We start from the raw sequence: 15894 nt of genomic DNA on the forward strand, positions 1-15894 counted from the left end.
AGATGAGTGAGAGATCCACGCGCCGTAAGGTTGGTGGATGCTCAGCATCGTCGTGGGTGGTGCGGTTGCCCTGGTGGGTTCGGTCGTCGGCATCGTGCTCACCCAGCGACTTCAGCGTAAGAGCGCTCGCGACGTGCAGATCCTGGAAGCCAAGGTGCGGATCTTCGGCGAATGCACGGAAGCGTTGTACGAGTACACGCGGGCCAACTTCGGTCGTGCGAGAGCCCGGATCGAAGGTCGGCCCGAGGCCGACCGAGACGTTCTCCGGCAGGAGGTCTACCGCTGTGAGGCCCGGGCCCGGTCGGCGATCGGGCAAGCGGCGTACCTGAGCGGCACCGATGGTCTGGATGATCGTTTCGAGTCGGTGCATACGGCAGTGCATGCCTTCAGTCAGGCCAACGACCAAGGTGAGCTCGAGCGCCGGCACGATCTGATTCAGAAGGAACTGAAAGACGTTCTGCGAGCCGTCCGAGCGGAGATGCAGCGGTAGCTGCTGGGCGCTCCGGCTTGCTGCTTCGGGACGAACCCTGTCCGGCGCTGGCACTCTGTGCGATGCTGTGACGACTATGGGTGAGCGGGACGTTGCGTTGCCGGTGGTGGGTCTGACTGTTGAGTCGCTGGCGGAGAGTGTGTTGGTGCATCTGCCGGCGTTGACCGACGCGCTGGTCGAGACGATCTACGCGCAGAACCCGGCGTACCGGGTGATGGATGCGGTGCCGCAGCAGGATCTGTGGCGGTCGTGTCATGACAACGTGGCTCGGGTCGTGCAGATGATCGCCGACAACGACGACCACTTCGACGCGGCGCAGGCGACCGGGCGGCGGCGTGCCGAGCAGCGGATGCCGCTGGACGACGTCCTGAAGTCGTTCCGGCTCGGCGGGCGGCTGGTGTGGGAGGCGTTGATCGAGGAGGCCCGCGCCCAGGGTGCGGTCGATTCGGAGGCGCTGCTGGATGTCGCGTCCAAGGTCTGGGAGGTCGTCGACCGGACGTCGTCGCAGGTCGCGGCCGCCTACCACGTCGCCGAGCGGCAACTCGTCCGCGCCGACGAGCGCCGGAGGTCGACGCTGTGGGAGGGCCTGCTGCACGGCCGCGGGAAGGACCGCGCGTTCGTCCAGGAAGCCGCGACGGTCCTCGACGTACCGATCGACGGCCGCTACCTGGTGGTGGCCATTGACAACCTGGTCGACGACGAGTGCACGACATCCTCGTTCGTACGCCGGTTCGCGGGTGTCCGGGTCGCCTCCGCGTGGCAGGTGCGTCCGCAGACCGTCGTCGGCTTGCTTGCGCTCGGCACGGAATCGCTGCCGAAGGCACTCGGCATCCTGCGCGATGTCGTGCACGCACCCGCGGGTCTGTCCGGCGTGGTCAACGGGCTGGCTGAGGTGAATCTCGCCTACCGGCAGGCGATGCTGGCCCGGCGGACCCTGCCGGCCGGTCAGATCGACGTGGCAGCTCTGACGGAGCGGCTGCCCGAGGCGTTGTTGCTCAGCGCACCGGAATTGGCCGCGCAACTGGTCCAGACCTGGCTGGTTCCCCTTACCACGGTGCCGGCATCGGAACGCGACCTCCTGCTCGACACCTTGGACAAGTGGGTGACGGCCGCCGGATCCGTCCGCCGGACGGCGGATCTCGCGCACTGTCACCGGAACACGGTCATCAACCGCCTGCACCGCGTGCACCAGATCACCGGCCGTGACGTCACCGAGGACGGTTGCCAGCTCGAACTCGGCCTTGCCCTGCGGGCGTTCAAGCTCTTCCCTGCGTGACCGATGGGTGTGCCTGTGCGTTGTGCACAGTGAACCCCTGCAAAACCTGGGCATTGCGGCCATGCCGTCGCCGCAGCGGCGGTGCCAGACTGCGTTCCCAGCATTGCTCGAGCACGGAGGACCCAGATGACCGAACGCAGCGAGAAGCCGGCCGGCGGACGGGGCCTGCTGGGCAGACGCAAGGTCCTCGGGTACCTGATCGCCGCCCCCACCCTCGCGGTCGGAGTCAGTTGGGTCGCCAACGAATCCGGCTCGCGGTCCGCGGATGCGGCGGTTCCCTCGCTGCCGCAGCCGCCGGACATCTTCGACCTGGGCGACCTGCAGAACCTCGCGGCAGCGCCGACGTCCGGCCTGATCACCGTGGAGCTGAAGACCGACGGCACCGCGCACTTCGCGGTGCCGCGCTGCGAGGTCGGCCAGGGCATCACGACCGCGTTCGCAATGATGGTGGCCGAAGAGCTGGATCTCCCGATGAACAAGGTCGAGATCACGCTCGCCGACGCGCGGCCCGAGCTGCTGATGAACCAGCTCACCGGCGGCTCGAACTCGATGCGCAGCATGTACCTCCCGGTCCGGACGGCGGCCGCGCTCGCCCGGCAGCGCCTGGTGGAGACGGCCGCCGAGCACTGGGCCGTCGACGCCGGCCGGCTGACCACCCGCAAGGGCGTGGTGAGCGGGCCGAGCGGGCGTACGGCGACGTACGGATCGCTGGCGAAGGCGGCGGCCGCCCTGACGACGGTCACGTTCTCCGCGGAGCTCAAGGACCCCTCCGAGTTCAAGGTGCTCGGGCAGCCGCGGAACCGGGTCGACGGCCACGACATCGTGACCGGCCGCAAGGAGTTCGCGATGGACCTGCAGGTCCCGGGCGCGAAGCCGACCATGGTGGCCAGGCCGCCGACGATCAACGGGACGCTGCGGTCGATCAACAACCTCGCGGCGCTGCGGGCGCTGCCGGGGATCACCGACGTCGTTGGCATCACCCACGGTGTCGCGATCCGTGGCGAGACTTTCGGCCAGTGCATCGACGCGATCCAGAAGGTCGACGCGACCTGGGGCCCGGGCACCGTCGACGACGAGTCCGACGCGACGGTGCTGGCCAAGCTGCGGGCGGCGCAGCTGCCGATGGCCGTTCCGCCGCTGCTGGCGCAGACCATCGACGCCGAGTTCGTGTTCGCGTTCGCCAGCAACAGCCCGCTCGAACCGGACTGCGCGATCGCCGACGTCCGCCCGGACGGCGCCGAGATCTGGTCGTGTCTGAAGGTCCCGATCGTGGCCCAGGAGGACATCGCCAAGCAGCTCGGCCTGCCGATCGACGCTGTGCAGGTGCACGTCGTCCAGGGCGGCGGCTCGTTCGGCCGGCACCTGTTCCACGACGTGGCGGCCGAGGCGGCGGAGATCTCGCAGAAGATGGGCAAGGCGGTGAAGCTGTCCTGGTCGCGGACCGACAACTTCCGCCAGGGCCGCACGCACCCGATGTGCACGTCCCGCGTCCGGGTGAACTACCTGGCCGGCAACGTGCTCAGCTACGAGCAGCGCCATACGAGTGTGCAGACCGACTTCGGTCACGGTCTCGGCGAGATGATCACCGCGTTCGCGGCGGACCTGCCGGTCGGCGGCAACCTGTCGTTCGCGGAGACGATCTTCGCGCTGACCCAGTCCTCGCCGTACGACTTCGGGGTCACCACGCAGCTGCTCAACGAGATCCCGCTGAAGTTCAACACCGGCAGCATGCGCAACATCTACTCGCCGAACGTGGTCTGTGCCGAGGAGCTGGTGGTCGATCAGCTCGCCAAGAAGATGGGCCAGGACCCGGTCCGGTTCCGGCGGAACTTCCTCAAGGACCAGCGGTTGCTCGCCGTGCTGAACAAGGCGGCCGAGGTCGGCCACTGGGGCAAGGCGATGCCGAAAGGTACGGCGCAGGGCATCGCGGTGCACTCGGAGTACCGGGCCGCGGTCGCGACGCTGGTCGAGATCGACTGCCGGCCGGAGACCGTGAACCGGCCGGTCGAGGGCGAGGCGGTGACCGGTCCGCGGGTGACCAAGGCGGTGATCGCCGTCGACCCGGGGTTCTGCATCAACCCGCGCGGCCTGGAGGCCCAGATGATCGGCGGTCTGCAGGACGCGATCGCGCTGGCGCTGACGTCGAGCCTGCACATCAAGAACGGCATCCCGCTCGAAGGCAGCTGGGACAACTACTTCTACACCCGGGAGTGGAACACGCCGCTGGACGTCGAGGTCGTGATCATGCCGAGCACCGGCGACAGCCCGAGCGGCGCCGGTGAGCTGTCGGTGGCTCCGGCGTTCGCCGCGGTCGCCTGTGCGTACGCGCGGGCCACCGGCACGCTGCCGAAGTACTTCCCGATCAACCACGGCACGCTGAGCTTCGAGCCGTTGCCGGTGCAGCCGTCCACTCCGCAGTCGCCGACCGACGGCCTCGACCACACGTTCTGAGGAATCTCATGCCAACGCACACTTTCAGGCTCAACGGCAAGCAGATCAGCGTCGAGGCCGAGGACGGCGTCCGGCTGCTGTGGGTCCTGCGCGACCTGCTCGGCGTCACCGGACCGAAGTACGGCTGCGCGCTGGAGGTGTGCAAGTCGTGCACCTCGCACATCAACGGCAAGGCGTTCAACCCGTGCTCGGTCCAGGTGAAGGACATCGAGCCGTCGGACGAGGTCACGACGATCGAAGGCCTGCCGGCGACGGTCGGCAAGGACCTGCACCCGATGCAGGAGGCCTGGCTGAAGTACGACGTCGCCCAGTGCGGCTACTGCCAGCCCGGTCAGATCATGGCCGCTGTCGCGAAGGTGAAGCAGGCCCGCGCGGAGGGCCGCGACATCACCGACGCGGACCTCGACGAGCTGCGCAACATCTGCCGCTGCGGCACGTACTCCCGGATTCGCGAGGCCGTGAAGGCCGGCGCGGAGGACATGGGTGCGTGACGTCGTCGCGCATGTCCGCCCCTGGTACGGCGAGAGGTTCGCGCTCGCCACGGTGATCGGCACGTTCCGTTCGGCGCCGCGGCAACCGGGCGCGTCGATGGCGGTGTCCGGCACCGGCACGGTGGTCGGCAGCGTCTCGGGCGGCTGTGTCGAGGCCGACGTGTACGCGGTGGCCGAAGAGGTGATCCGGACCGGGGTGCCGGTGGTCCGGCGGTACGGGATCTCCGACGACGACGTGTTCGCGATCGGCCTGACCTGCGGCGGTCTGCTCGACGTCCTGGTGGAGCCGGTCGACCCGGCGTCGTACCCCGAGTTCGGCGCGGTCGCGGAGGCGATCGCGACAGGCCGGCCGATGGCGGTGGCGAGCGTGGTCACGGCGGGCGAGCGCCTCGGCCGGCGCCTCGTCATCGGCCCTTCTACCGCTGGCGCCGTCGACGTCGGCGTTGATGTCCAGGGCAGCCTGGGAGACGCCGGTCTGGACGCGGCGGTGGTGCGGGACGCGGTGGCGATGATCGGCAGCGGTTCGACTGCGATCCGCGAGTACGGCGTGCACGGGGACTGCGGGCGGACCGACGTCGCCGTGTTCGTGCAGGCGCTGGCGCCGCCGCCGCGGATGTTCGTGTTCGGGGCGATCGACTTCGCGGCGGCCGTGGCGCGGGTCGGCAAGTTCCTCGGGTACCACGTGACGGTGTGCGACGCGCGCGGCGTGTTCGCCACCCGTGCCCGGTTCCCCGAGGCCGACGAGGTCGTGGTCGACTGGCCGCACCGGTTCCTCGCGGGCGTCCTCGACCAGGTCGACCGCCGGACGGCGCTGTGCGTGCTGACCCATGACCCGAAGTTCGACGTACCGCTGCTGCAGGTGGCGCTGCGGACGGACGCCGGCTACATCGGCGCGATGGGGTCGCGGCGTACCCACTTCGACCGGCTGTCGCGGTTGCGCGCCGCGGGCGTCACCGAGGACGAGCTGGCCCGGCTGACGTCACCGACCGGCCTGGACCTCGGCGCCCGGACGCCCGAGGAGACGGCGATCTCGATCGCGGCCGAGATCATCGCCTCCCGCAGTGCGGCCAGTGCGCGTCCGCTGTCCACCACGACGGGCCGGATTCACGGCGCGCTCATCGCGACGTGAGCTGACGGACCGACGGGCGGTGGTCCTCGACGTACCCGCCGTCGGGGCGCCGGACGATCCGGCCGGTCTCGATGCCGTGCGTCGCGATCTCCTGCTCCTGCTGCTGCAGGCCGAGGCAGACGCGGCGCGTGAGGAAGAGCGCGGCGGGCGGACCGACGATCAGCAGGATCTGGAACAGCCGCAGCAGCGTGTTGAACGAGAGATGGAACTGTACGGCGATCGTGTCGGCGCCGGCGGCGGCCCAGAGGACGCCGTAGAACACGATGCCCGCGACGCCGATGCCGGTGCGCGTCGGGTTGGCGCGCGGCCGCTCGAGCTCGTAGTGATCCGAGCGGTCGCCAGTCACCCGTTCCTCGATGAACGGGTAGACCGCGACGAGCAGGAGGAACAGCGTGCAGAGCGCAACCGGCAACAGGACCGCCAGGCTGATCGTCTTTCCCCACCAGACGACCTCCCAGCCGGGCGCGAGCCGGAGCGACCCGTCCAGGAACGCGAGGTACCACGCCGGGCCGACGCCGGCCGAGGTGTCTGCCGGGTCGGCAGGCCCGTACAGCCAGACCGGGTTGATGGTCGCGGTCGCGGCCATGACGAGCGAGACCCCGCCGACGAAGCAGAACAGGCCGGCGCTCTTCACCACGTCGACGCGTCCGGCGGTGCGCTGGGGCTTCTCCGCGGGCTGCTTCACGGGCTTGCGGAGCGCGAGCAGGACGAAGAGCGCGATGATCGCCACCGGAAGGACGACGACGTGCAGCGGGTAGAACCGCGAGATCACGTCGCCCGGGAACTCGCCGCCGAACAGCAGGTGCGACAGCGCGGAGCCGACGAACGGCGTCGCCTGCAGGACACCGTCGAGGACGGCGAGGCTGGTGCCCGAGGCCATGTCGTCCGGGAGCGAGGTCCCGGTGAGGCAGGCGCCCAGCGTGAGGACGAGCAGGCCGAAGACCACCAGCCAGTTCAGCCGCCGCGGCCGGCGGAAGGCGGCGGTGAAGAACAGTTGCAGCAGGTGCAGCGTGATCGCCGCGACCATGATCAGCGTGGCCCAGTGATGGACCTGCCGAACCAGTAGCCCGGCACGGGTCTCGAAGGTGATCGCGAGGGTCGAGTCCAGCGCCCGCGACATCTCGGTGCCGCGCAGTGGTCCGTACGGTCCGTCGTACACGACCGGCTCGACGGACGGCTTGTAGTCCACCATCAGGACCAGGCCGCTGATCATGATCACGACGAAGCTGTAGAAGGCGATCTGGCCGAACAACAGCGACCAGTGGTCGGGAAACACTCTCGCTCGCAGATTGCCCAGTCGACTCTGCATGCTGGACCTCCCTCGGTCATACATACGACACCGCAGCGGGCGCGACTGTGACGCGACGTGCTACAGCTCACGTGGGCGGGCCGTGGCCGGTTGCGGACGGTCGCCGGACGGTCTCTGCAAGTGGAGCGACGGTGGAACTGTGGGCGGATAGGGTCCTGCGGTGACCGAACGCACCCTGGGTAACGGCCGCTACGTCCTGAGTGAGCCTCCGCTCGGTGTGGGTGGGATGGGGACGGTCTGGAAGGCGTTCGACTCCGTGCTGCACCGTGAGGTCGCGGTGAAGGAGCTGCGGATCCCCGACGGGCTGAACCCCGAGGAGCAGGACAAGCTCCGGCTGCGGGCGCTGCGCGAGGCGCGGGCCGCCGCCGGGCTGGATCACCCGGCGATCGTCACGATCCACGACGTCGTGGACGAGGGCGGCCGGCCGTGGATCGTGATGCGGCTGCTGCCGGGCCGGACGCTCGACCACGTGGTCCGCGCGAACGGTCCGCTCAGCCCGCGGCGGGCGGCGGAGCTCGGCGTCCGGCTGGTCGAGGCGCTGAGCGCGGCGCACGCGAACGGCGTACTGCATCGGGACGTCAAGCCGCAGAACGTGATGCTCGGCGCCGACGACCGCTGGATGCTGACCGACTTCGGCATCGCCTCGGTCGCGGGCGCGACCCGCACGCTGACCGGCACCGGCATCGTGACCGGCACCCTCGGGTACGTCGCCCCCGAGCGTCTGTCCGGCGCCGAACCGGGCGCTCCCGCCGATCTGTGGGCCCTCGGCGCCACGCTGTACTACGCAGTCGAGGGCCGCCACGCCTACGACTTCGACGACCTCCCGGCGATGATCGCCGCAGTCCTCACCCGCGCCCCCGAACCGATGCGCCACGCCGGCCCGCTGGCACCGGTCATCGCGGCCCTGATGGAACGCGACCCGACCCGCCGCCTCACCCCCGCCGCCGCCCGCGAACAACTACTCACCATCGCCGGCGGCTACCCAACCTTCGAGAACCCCACCCAGCCAATCACCGACAGCACCGAAAAGATCCCGACCGGAACGAAACTGCTGCCATCCGGCGAAGCGGTCGGCGTCTGGAGCACCCCGGCATTGCGGGCGAACGCCGGGATGCTGGTGGCGATGAATGCCGTGATGGGTACCTTGCTGGCCCTCCTGGCCTTCTCCCTGGCCAACGGCATGCCGGTCGGGATCGCCCTGGCCCTTGTCGTCGTGATGGCGGTCGGCGCCGGACTGGGCGCGTGGCTGGCGCCGAGCCTCGAACGGTGGATCGGCCTGCCCGCGGCTCTCCTCGGCAGCGCACTGGTCACAGGCGAAGCCTTCGTCGGAGCGGGCCTGTTGATGGACCCGCGACGACCGATCGCGACGACAGCACTGTGCGGCGTTGCCGTCGTCGCGTTCGCCGTCTGGCATCGCTTGTCCCGTGTACTGCGCCACCGTCTGCTTTCTGCTGAGCTACTGCATAGAGCGCGGACCGTCCACCGCGCCGTAGGTTCCGGTGCCCTCGTCGTGGGTGCGGCCGTCGGCGCTGGCTTCATCGCCCTCATCGGCACGAGAAAGCTCCCCGCGTACGACGGCAACATCGTGACGACGATTCTCGGCGGCGCCGGCCTCGTCGCGGTGCTGGCCGCGCTGCTGGCGATTCCCGCCGTACGATCGACGCCGACGAAACGCGTCGGCCGGTGGGCAGCGGTCGTGAGTACGTCGGCGGCGCTGGTGCTGCCGGTGATCATCGGCGTTCAAAGCACCGTCCACCACATCGAAGGCCGGGACGACTTCACCTCGCTGCCGAGCATCTGCTCATGGAATTCGCTGTCTCAGGCCGGAGTTGCGCGCTTCATCGACGACCCGCCGGAGCCGGACGCGTTCGCGGGAACCAGTTCCGTCGACTGCACCTGGGAGCGCATCGGTGACGACCGCGCCGAGCTCGAGGTCTACGTCACGATGCACGACAACTCCCGCGACGCCAAGCGCCGGATGTCGTCGCGGCAGCAGTCGGCCGAGGACGACGGCCACAGGGTCACCGCGCTCACGTACGGCGACCAGTCCTACTGGTACCTGTACGACAGCTACCTCAACTCCGAGGACACGTTGGGAGTCGGCGTCGAGATCCGGATCGACAACGTGGTGATCGAGACCAAGCTCGAACAAGCCGACGACAAAGGCAGCCCGCCCGCTGCCGAGGTCCAGGCACTGGCGGCCGACCTCGCGCGCCAGGTCGCCCAACACAAACCCCAGCGTTGACTCGCAATCCTCCGAAGCCCGGCTTCAGGGGCCGGTGTGTGGGTGTGGCCGGCGTGGGACTTGGTGTGTGCCGGTGTGGTCGACGACGAAGCGGAATCCGTGCGGGCTGGTCCATTCGATTCCGCCGGTAGGCAGGCGTCGGCTTCTCCAGCCGCCGAAGGTTTTGGCGCGGTGATGGAGCCGGCTCTGCGGTATGAGGTTGTCGACGCTGGTTTGACCGGGCGGGCCGGTGCAGTCCGGTGAGCGTCTCCGGCCAGGTGTCCGCGCTCCGGCGCGTGGGACCGGAGTCGCAGGTGGGCGCGTTGAGCCCGGTGGCCTTGTTGATGCCGACGCCCGCCGTACTGATGCCGCTGACGCCGACCGCATTGATGCCACCGGCGCTGGCCGCACAGGTGCTGGTGATGGGCCGGTGTGGTCGTACGGCCTGATGTGGTCCTGGTCCATCGAGACCGTGGCTTCGGCGCCGCTGTACGGGAACATGTCGACCGGGTGCCGCAGGCGGACGCGTTCGCGGATGCGGTGGGGGATCTCGTAGCTGTGCACGCTGACTTGGTCGTGCAGGTCGATCACGGGCTTGATGATCACCTGGTCGTGGCCGAGCAGTTCGCTGAGTTGGCCGGCGAGTAGTGGGCCGAGGTCCTCGACCCGAAGTACGCCGGTGCCGGTGGCAAGAGTCTTGTCGGTGAGGTGCACATACAGCGTGTGCCGGCTCCGGCGGCCGGGTCCGCCGCTCGCTGCGCCAAGACTGTTGCTGTAGGCATCGCATTTGATCGCGGCCAGCCGAGCTGCCAGGCTCCCGCCCAGCGCCTGCCGAGTGAACGCGTCCATGCCGCCCGAACCGTCGGCGTGATCCGCCGCGGCACCTGGTGCGGCGGTGTCGGTGGTGTCCGTGCGGGCCGGTTCGCCTGCGGCGGTTGTGGCTGGGGGAGGGGTGCGGGCGAGGTGGCGTGCGACCTGCCGTGCTCATCGGATTGAGCGACGAACACACCGCGGGTCTTCGCGGCCGCCTCGGCATTCGCGTTGGCCTGCTCGGGATCGGCTTCCCAGATCGCTGCGGTGGTGATGGATTTGAGCTTGCGCGGGGTGACGGTGTTCACGATCGCCGCAACCCTGCCGTCCACGATCGCTGCGGCCTCCAACGACAGCGACAGGCACGCCTCGGCGATCTTGCGGGCGCGCCAGCTGAGCGCGTGCCCGGACAGCACCGCTGCCCATACGCGAGGCAGCCGGTGCCGCAGCGCCAGCGCCTCGCCCATCAACGAGGCCGCCGCACCACTCGACATGCCCAGCACGGCACCGAACTCGACCGACGCGAACTCAGCCACCTCCGGACAGCCGTCGCCGCCGTACACGACGAACCGCTCACACCCGGGCAGCCGCTTGTAACCCGGAATCGTGGCGTTGCGGTCCGCGAACGCCAGTGCTGCCCGCAAGACCCCGACCGCGGCGTGTTCCTGATCTCGACCGTACTCGGCGGCCGCGGCCAGCAAGGCCGTGTCGCTGAGTTCATCCAGATCATTATCGAACATGTGCTCTATTGTAGATCACAGATGGATCACGGCAAACTGGCAATGGCTGGGAATCCCTTGTGTGTAAGGTGAATAGGCCACGACGGCCGATCGAACATCGTCAGCGGTTCTGCCAGGTGGAGCTTTCGATGTAGTGGTTGTCGTAGAGGTCGCTGGTCTTGGCTACTTCGGCCCAGTCGGTTTCGCCTTGGTAGGCGGATTCGAGTAGGCGGTAGTAGCCGAAGCGGGGCCTGGCGTTGGTGAGGACGAAGAGGACCTCGGCCGGTTTGTTGCCCGCGGCCTCGAAGGCGTGCGGTGTGTTCGGCGGGACGAGCAGGTAGTCGCCCTGGTTCAGCTCGACGAGGTTCTCGCCGGTGAGGACCCGCAGCGAACCATCGAGTACGAAGAACAGCTCGGCGGCCTCGCGGTGCAGGTGCGGGGGAGCGCCTTCCTTGCCGGGCTGGAAGATCGAGCGGTGGCTGGTCAGGTGGCCGCCGGTGTCGGGTATGTCGGCCAGCAGGGTCACGCCGCTCGCGGACAGCGTCTCGGCTTCGGAGGCGCGGATCAGTACGGTCATCGGAATCTCCTTCTAATCGGGATATTGAATATCCAGAATCAAGTCGTGCGAACTGACGGGCTGGGGAGTGTCAGAGGTTGGCGAACCTGTTCCGGGTGTTGCCGGGCGCATCTGGATAGCGGTGCACGACCTCGTCGGCGAGGTCCGCGATCGACCGGCCGGCGAGCTCGCGGCGGTAGGTGAGCTCGGCGCCGCGCATCGCCTGCGAGATCACGCAGACCTTGGTGTAGTCGGCCTTGGCGTCCGCGCCCGGGCCTTCCTTGAGGATCTCCGTGCAGCGGAACGCCTCGTCGGGTCCGTCGATCGCGACGACGATGTCGAGCAGGCTGATGTCGCGCGGGTCGCGGGCCAGCTGGAAGCCGCCCTTCGGGCCCGACACCGAGGTGAGGATGCCGGCTCGGGTGAGCGCCTGGAGCTGCTTGTTCAGGTACGCCGTGGGCAGGTTGTAGAAGGCCGCGAGCCGCTTGGCGGTGACCGCCTCGCCGGGGATCCAGCTGAGGTTCACGCAGCTGTGCATCACCCACTCGACGCCTTCGTTCATCCGCATAATCTGGATACTAGATATCCTGAATGCGATGCGTCAAGAGACGCCCTGAGCCGCTGAGAGGCCCGGCACGTCAGACCGCCGACGCGGTCACCGCCGTACGTTCGAGGGCGACCGTCCGGCGGCGGCGGGAGCGCAGGCTGTCGACGGTGAACAGCGCCAGCGCGAGCCACACCAGGCCGAAGCCCAGCCAGCGCATCGGGGTCATGTGCTCGTGGAAGACCACCAGGCCGAAGACGAACTGCATGATCGGCGCGATGTAGTTCAGCAGCCCGAGCGTCGTCATCGAACTGCGGGTCGCCGCGGCGCCGAAGAGCAGCAGCGGTACGGCGGTGATCGGCCCGGTCAGGATCACCAGCACGAGGTACGCCGTCCCGTGCTCGGTGACCGTCGTGTCGCCGTGCATCCCGAGCGCGACGATCCCGGCGATCGCGAACGGGACGACGGTGCCGGACTCGATCGCCATCCCCTCGATCGCGCCGGCGCCGGCCTGCTTCTTCGCCAGCCCGTAGAACCCGAACGAGAAGGTCAGGATGATTGCCACCCACGGCGGCCGCCCGTTCTCGATCGTCAGTCCGGCGACGGCCACGAACGCGATCCCGAGCGCCGTCCACTGGACCGGGCGGAGGTGCTCCTTCAGGACGAAGACGCCCAGCAGGACCGTGAACAGCGGTGTGATGAAGTACCCGAGCGAGGTCTCCACGACGTGACCGGTGCGCACGCCCCAGATGTAGGTCCCCCAGTTCGCCGAGATCAGGAACGCCGCCGCGATCAACGGCCACCGCCGGCGGGGCTCCGCGAGCAGGGCCTTCACCGCGGCGAACTTCCGCAGCGCGGCGACCAGGACGACGAGCGTCACCAGCGACCAGAGCACCCGGTGGGCGAGCAGTTCGAGCGGGCCGGACTGGTCGAGAAGCTTCCAGTACAGCGGGAACAGCCCCCAGATCAGGTAGGCGGCGAACCCGTAGATGAACCCTCGTCGCTGTTCCGGCACCCCGCCAGCCTAATCGCCTGACATTGGCATCCATCGACTTTGCTCATGACGTGAGACGGCCACGGCCCGTCCATCGGCTGACGCGGGGCGTGAGGCCGCTGGTGTGATGCGGTTGGATGGAGGCGTGGACACCAGGAGGCGCGCGTGGGTGTGAGGACCGGTCTGGTCTCGGTGACGTTTCGCCAGTTGCCGGTCGACCAGGTGGTGGAGGTGGCGGCGAAGTCCGGGCTCGCGGCGATCGAGTGGGGCGGTGACGTGCACGTCCCGCTCGGCAATCTGGTCAACGCCAAGCGGGTCCGCAACCTGACCGAGGTGCACGGCCTGCAGGTCGCGGCGTACGGCTCGTACCTGCGGGCCGGCAGCGTCGACCGCGAGGAGATGCGCTCCGCAATCGCCACCGCCCAGGCACTCGGCGCGCCCCGGATCCGGGTCTGGGCCGGCAACGTCGGTACGGCGGACGCGGGCGTCGGGGACCGGATGGCGGTGACCCGCGGCCTGGGTGAGCTCGCGGACATGGCCGCCGGCGCCGGGATCGAGATCGCGATGGAGTTCCACCGCAACACGCTGACCGACGAGGTCGACTCGACGATCACGCTGCTGCTCGACGTGGGCGCGCCGAACCTCACGACGTACTGGCAGCCGCCGGTCGACCTCGACGACGCGGCGTGCCTGCAGCAGCTCGAGGCGCTGATGCCGTGGCTGAGCACGGTGCACGTCTTCTCGTGGTGGCCGTCCAACAACCGGCTGCCGCTCGCGGCGCGGGAGTCACTGTGGCGCCCGGTCCTGGACCGCCTGGCGGCCGAGCCCCGCGAGATCAACGCGCTTCTCGAGTTCGTCGCCGACGACTCACCTGACCAGCTCACCAAGGACGCTGCCGATCTGCACAGCTGGGTCTAGTCGGGCAGGTAGATCGCCAGGATCAGCGTCCCCTTGGTCGGTTTGCCTTCGGCGACCGTCAGGGTGGCGCGGTCGGCCGGGCCGGGGCCGTGGAGGTCCCACCCGATGCCCATGCCGCCGGCGTCCGATGCCACACCGGCGGCTGTCTCGGTCTTGCCGACCATGAGCGTGGCCCGGAACTCGCCGGTGCCTAGCCTCGAAGCGCCGTAGGCCACCACGTACGGCTGGTCCGCGGGGGTGTCGGTCACGAGCCGGCGGTCGGGTCCAGGCGCGGTCTTCAGGTCGGCGAGCCGGTACGCGTACCCGCCGAGCTCGGTCCGCTCCGGGAGCTCCGTCCCGTCGACGACGCGCTGCTGCCCCTGGAAGTACACGCCCAGCCCCAGCCGGACGTCCGGCGGGACGGCTGGGCCGTACGCGTGGGTCGGCACGACCCGCGCGACCACGTCGACGCGCTGCCCGGCCGGAACCGGTGAGTCGATCGTCAGGCCGCCGCCGCTCCCGGCGTCGGTGGACCGGATCTCGCAGGTGGACTCGATCGGCTCCCGGGGCCCGATGCGCAGCGACACCGAGTAGGGCCGGTCGTTGCTGTCCGAGCCCGCGTTCGCGGTGCAGAAGTCGCGCAGCGCCAGCTTGGCTCCGGTCGCGGTGAAGCTGAAGCGCACCTCGTCGCGTCCGGGGTCGGCGACGGCCGCCGCGGCCAGGGTGTCGCCGCCGATCGTCCTCCGGTAAACCACACCGTCCTTGCGGTACGCGTCCGGTTCGGCCGGGGGGATCCTGGCGGGCGCGCCGTTGCCGGTCGGCGGTTCGGGTGACGTGGAGTAGATGCCGAACCAGATCCGGCCGTTCTTCCCGGCCGGCTTGCGGGTCTCCAGGTGGATCACTTCCGCGGTGACCTGTGTCGGCTTGCCGACCGGAGAAGCCAGCCAGAGCGCGGCATCCGGCCCGAGTCGGACGGTACTGCCCATCGCCCAGGCGGCCGGGCCGGCATCGCAGCCTGCGTCGCCGACGTACCACCCGTTGATGTGGAAGCGGACGGCGTACATGCCGTTGTCCGCCTCGCAGTTCGCGTGAATGGTGATCGCGTTCGTGGTCGGGGTCCAGGAGAACGACAGCTTGCTCTGGTCGCGGTCGCCGATCCATGCCTTGAGCAACTTGTCGTTGCCGACCACGCCGGGCACGGTGAGGCCGTCGCGGGTGTAGTCCTGCGGCGGGTCGTCGGCGGGCGGCGGCGTGGACGTCAGGGTGGGGACCAGGCCGGCGGCGACCGCGGCCAGTACGGCTACCACTCCGAGTGCGGTGAAGGCGCGGCGCTTCTTGGTGCGGCGGATCTTCTGCTGCACGCCGGGCAGCAGGTCGCCCGCGTGCTGGTCGGCGGCGTCGGCGCGGGTCGCGAGTTCGTCGCGCAGGTCCTGGAGGTTCATCGCGGCGTCTCCAGATCTGCCGGGGTGGCGATGGCGGGGTCGAGGCGGAGCTTGGCGAGGGCCTTGGCGGTCTGGCTCTTCACGGTGCCGACGGAGCTGCCCATCAGCCGGGCCGTCTCGGCCTCGGTGAGGTCCTCGTAGAAGCGCAGGACGACGACCGCGCGCTGCCTGCGGGGAAGGCGGCCGATGGCGTCCCACAGGTCGAGCCCGTCCTCGCCGCTCGGGGTCGGCGCGTCGGGCAGCTCCTCGGTCGGGATCTCGCCGTTCCAGCGGCGCCGCCACCAGGAGGCGTACGTCGTGACCAGGATCCGCCGGACGTACGGCTCCGGGTTGTCCTCGCGGATCCGGGACCAGTGGAACCAGGCCTTGGCCAGCGCGGTCTGGACGAGGTCCTCGGCGAGCGCGTGGTCACGGGTCAGCAGGTAGGCGGTCCGCAGCAGGGCCCGCGAGCGGACGGCGACGAACCGGTCGAAGGTTTCCGTGCCGTCGCGCACCGCGGTCACCCCCGTGGCCAGTACACCGTCGTCGATGCTCACATCCTGAAGGACCACCCGGCCACCGC

The 15894-nt window shown here is 69.5% G+C and carries 15 protein-coding genes; 8 read left to right on the forward strand and 7 right to left on the reverse strand.

The window, feature by feature from the left end; translation table 11 throughout:
- Window positions 1-37: 37 nt before the first annotated feature.
- The 5 genes from ACWEOO_RS09770 to ACWEOO_RS09790 all read left to right on the forward strand — a co-directional run bounded on the left by ACWEOO_RS09770 (window position 38) and on the right by ACWEOO_RS09790 (window position 5837).
- A complete protein-coding gene (locus ACWEOO_RS09770; protein WP_452142634.1) occupies window positions 38-490 on the forward strand; it encodes a hypothetical protein in 453 nt (150 codons plus the stop codon).
- Between the two features lie 106 nt (window positions 491-596).
- A complete protein-coding gene (locus ACWEOO_RS09775; protein WP_452142635.1) occupies window positions 597-1766 on the forward strand; it encodes a PucR family transcriptional regulator in 1170 nt (389 codons plus the stop codon).
- Window positions 1767-1892: 126 nt separating this feature from the next.
- Entirely contained in the window at window positions 1893-4217 is a 2325-nt protein-coding gene (locus tag ACWEOO_RS09780) for a molybdopterin cofactor-binding domain-containing protein (RefSeq protein ID WP_452142636.1), read from the forward strand.
- 8 nt (window positions 4218-4225) lie between these two features.
- Window positions 4226-4708, forward strand: a complete 483-nt coding sequence (locus ACWEOO_RS09785; RefSeq protein ID WP_452142637.1) for a (2Fe-2S)-binding protein — start codon at window positions 4226-4228, stop codon at window positions 4706-4708.
- On the forward strand, window positions 4701-5837 hold the full coding sequence (locus ACWEOO_RS09790; protein WP_452142638.1) for an XdhC family protein: 1137 nt from the start codon (window positions 4701-4703) through the stop codon (window positions 5835-5837). The genes ACWEOO_RS09785 and ACWEOO_RS09790 overlap by 8 nt, the downstream gene beginning before the upstream one ends.
- Here the strand turns inward: ACWEOO_RS09790 and qcrB are convergent.
- Window positions 5824-7146: a cytochrome bc1 complex cytochrome b subunit gene (gene qcrB / locus ACWEOO_RS09795; RefSeq protein ID WP_452142639.1), complete on the reverse strand. Its 1323-nt coding sequence runs from the start codon at window positions 7144-7146 to the stop codon at window positions 5824-5826. The genes ACWEOO_RS09790 and qcrB overlap by 14 nt on opposite strands.
- Window positions 7147-7306: 160 nt before the next feature.
- On the opposite strand from qcrB, the gene ACWEOO_RS09800 reads away from it, so the two are divergent.
- Both ACWEOO_RS09800 and ACWEOO_RS09805 read left to right on the forward strand, forming a co-directional pair.
- Window positions 7307-9391 (forward strand): protein kinase domain-containing protein, encoded by a 2085-nt coding sequence (locus tag ACWEOO_RS09800; protein WP_452142640.1) that lies wholly within the window; start codon window positions 7307-7309, stop codon window positions 9389-9391.
- Between the two features lie 239 nt (window positions 9392-9630).
- Entirely contained in the window at window positions 9631-9819 is a 189-nt protein-coding gene (locus ACWEOO_RS09805; protein ID WP_452142641.1) for a hypothetical protein, read from the forward strand.
- A 153-nt stretch (window positions 9820-9972) separates the two neighbouring features.
- Here ACWEOO_RS09805 and ACWEOO_RS09810 read toward each other — a convergent pair whose 3' ends face one another.
- The 4 genes from ACWEOO_RS09810 to rarD all read right to left on the reverse strand — a co-directional run bounded on the left by ACWEOO_RS09810 (window position 9973) and on the right by rarD (window position 13014).
- On the reverse strand, window positions 9973-10920 hold the full coding sequence (locus tag ACWEOO_RS09810; RefSeq protein WP_452142642.1) for a DUF222 domain-containing protein: 948 nt from the start codon (window positions 10918-10920) through the stop codon (window positions 9973-9975).
- 100 nt (window positions 10921-11020) lie between these two features.
- Window positions 11021-11476: a cupin domain-containing protein gene (locus ACWEOO_RS09815; protein ID WP_452142643.1), complete on the reverse strand. Its 456-nt coding sequence runs from the start codon at window positions 11474-11476 to the stop codon at window positions 11021-11023.
- 70 nt (window positions 11477-11546) lie between these two features.
- Window positions 11547-12023: an RrF2 family transcriptional regulator gene (locus ACWEOO_RS09820; RefSeq protein WP_452142644.1), complete on the reverse strand. Its 477-nt coding sequence runs from the start codon at window positions 12021-12023 to the stop codon at window positions 11547-11549.
- 70 nt (window positions 12024-12093) lie between these two features.
- Complete coding sequence (gene rarD, locus ACWEOO_RS09825) at window positions 12094-13014, reverse strand: EamA family transporter RarD (RefSeq protein WP_452142645.1); 921 nt, start codon at window positions 13012-13014, stop codon at window positions 12094-12096.
- 144 nt (window positions 13015-13158) lie between these two features.
- Here rarD and ACWEOO_RS09830 point away from each other — a divergent pair, with 144 nt between their 5' ends.
- Complete coding sequence (locus ACWEOO_RS09830; protein WP_359940963.1) at window positions 13159-13911, forward strand: sugar phosphate isomerase/epimerase family protein; 753 nt, start codon at window positions 13159-13161, stop codon at window positions 13909-13911.
- Here ACWEOO_RS09830 and ACWEOO_RS09835 read toward each other — a convergent pair.
- Complete coding sequence (locus ACWEOO_RS09835; protein ID WP_452142646.1) at window positions 13908-15332, reverse strand: hypothetical protein; 1425 nt, start codon at window positions 15330-15332, stop codon at window positions 13908-13910. The genes ACWEOO_RS09830 and ACWEOO_RS09835 overlap by 4 nt on opposite strands.
- On the reverse strand, window positions 15329-15883 hold the full coding sequence (locus ACWEOO_RS09840) for a SigE family RNA polymerase sigma factor (RefSeq protein WP_452142647.1): 555 nt from the start codon (window positions 15881-15883) through the stop codon (window positions 15329-15331). Before ACWEOO_RS09840 ends, ACWEOO_RS09835 begins: the two co-directional genes overlap by 4 nt.
- Between the last annotated feature and the right edge of the window lie 11 nt (window positions 15884-15894).

This window comes from Kribbella sp. NPDC004138 (assembly GCF_053603655.1).

Bases quoted from the DNA above. Each gene is read 5' to 3' on its own strand.
- ACWEOO_RS09770 (WP_452142634.1), top strand. From the start codon at position 38: ATGCTCAGCATCGTCGTGGGTGGTGCGGTTGCCCTGGTGGGTTCGGTC.
- ACWEOO_RS09780 (WP_452142636.1), top strand. From the start codon at position 1,893: ATGACCGAACGCAGCGAGAAGCCGGCCGGCGGACGGGGCCTGCTGGGC.
- ACWEOO_RS09785 (WP_452142637.1), top strand. From the start codon at position 4,226: ATGCCAACGCACACTTTCAGGCTCAACGGCAAGCAGATCAGCGTCGAG.
- qcrB (WP_452142639.1), bottom strand. From the start codon at position 7,146: ATGCAGAGTCGACTGGGCAATCTGCGAGCGAGAGTGTTTCCCGACCAC.
- ACWEOO_RS09810 (WP_452142642.1), bottom strand. From the start codon at position 10,920: ATGTTCGATAATGATCTGGATGAACTCAGCGACACGGCCTTGCTGGCC.
- ACWEOO_RS09815 (WP_452142643.1), bottom strand. From the start codon at position 11,476: ATGACCGTACTGATCCGCGCCTCCGAAGCCGAGACGCTGTCCGCGAGC.
- ACWEOO_RS09820 (WP_452142644.1), bottom strand. From the start codon at position 12,023: ATGCGGATGAACGAAGGCGTCGAGTGGGTGATGCACAGCTGCGTGAAC.
- ACWEOO_RS09835 (WP_452142646.1), bottom strand. From the start codon at position 15,332: ATGAACCTCCAGGACCTGCGCGACGAACTCGCGACCCGCGCCGACGCC.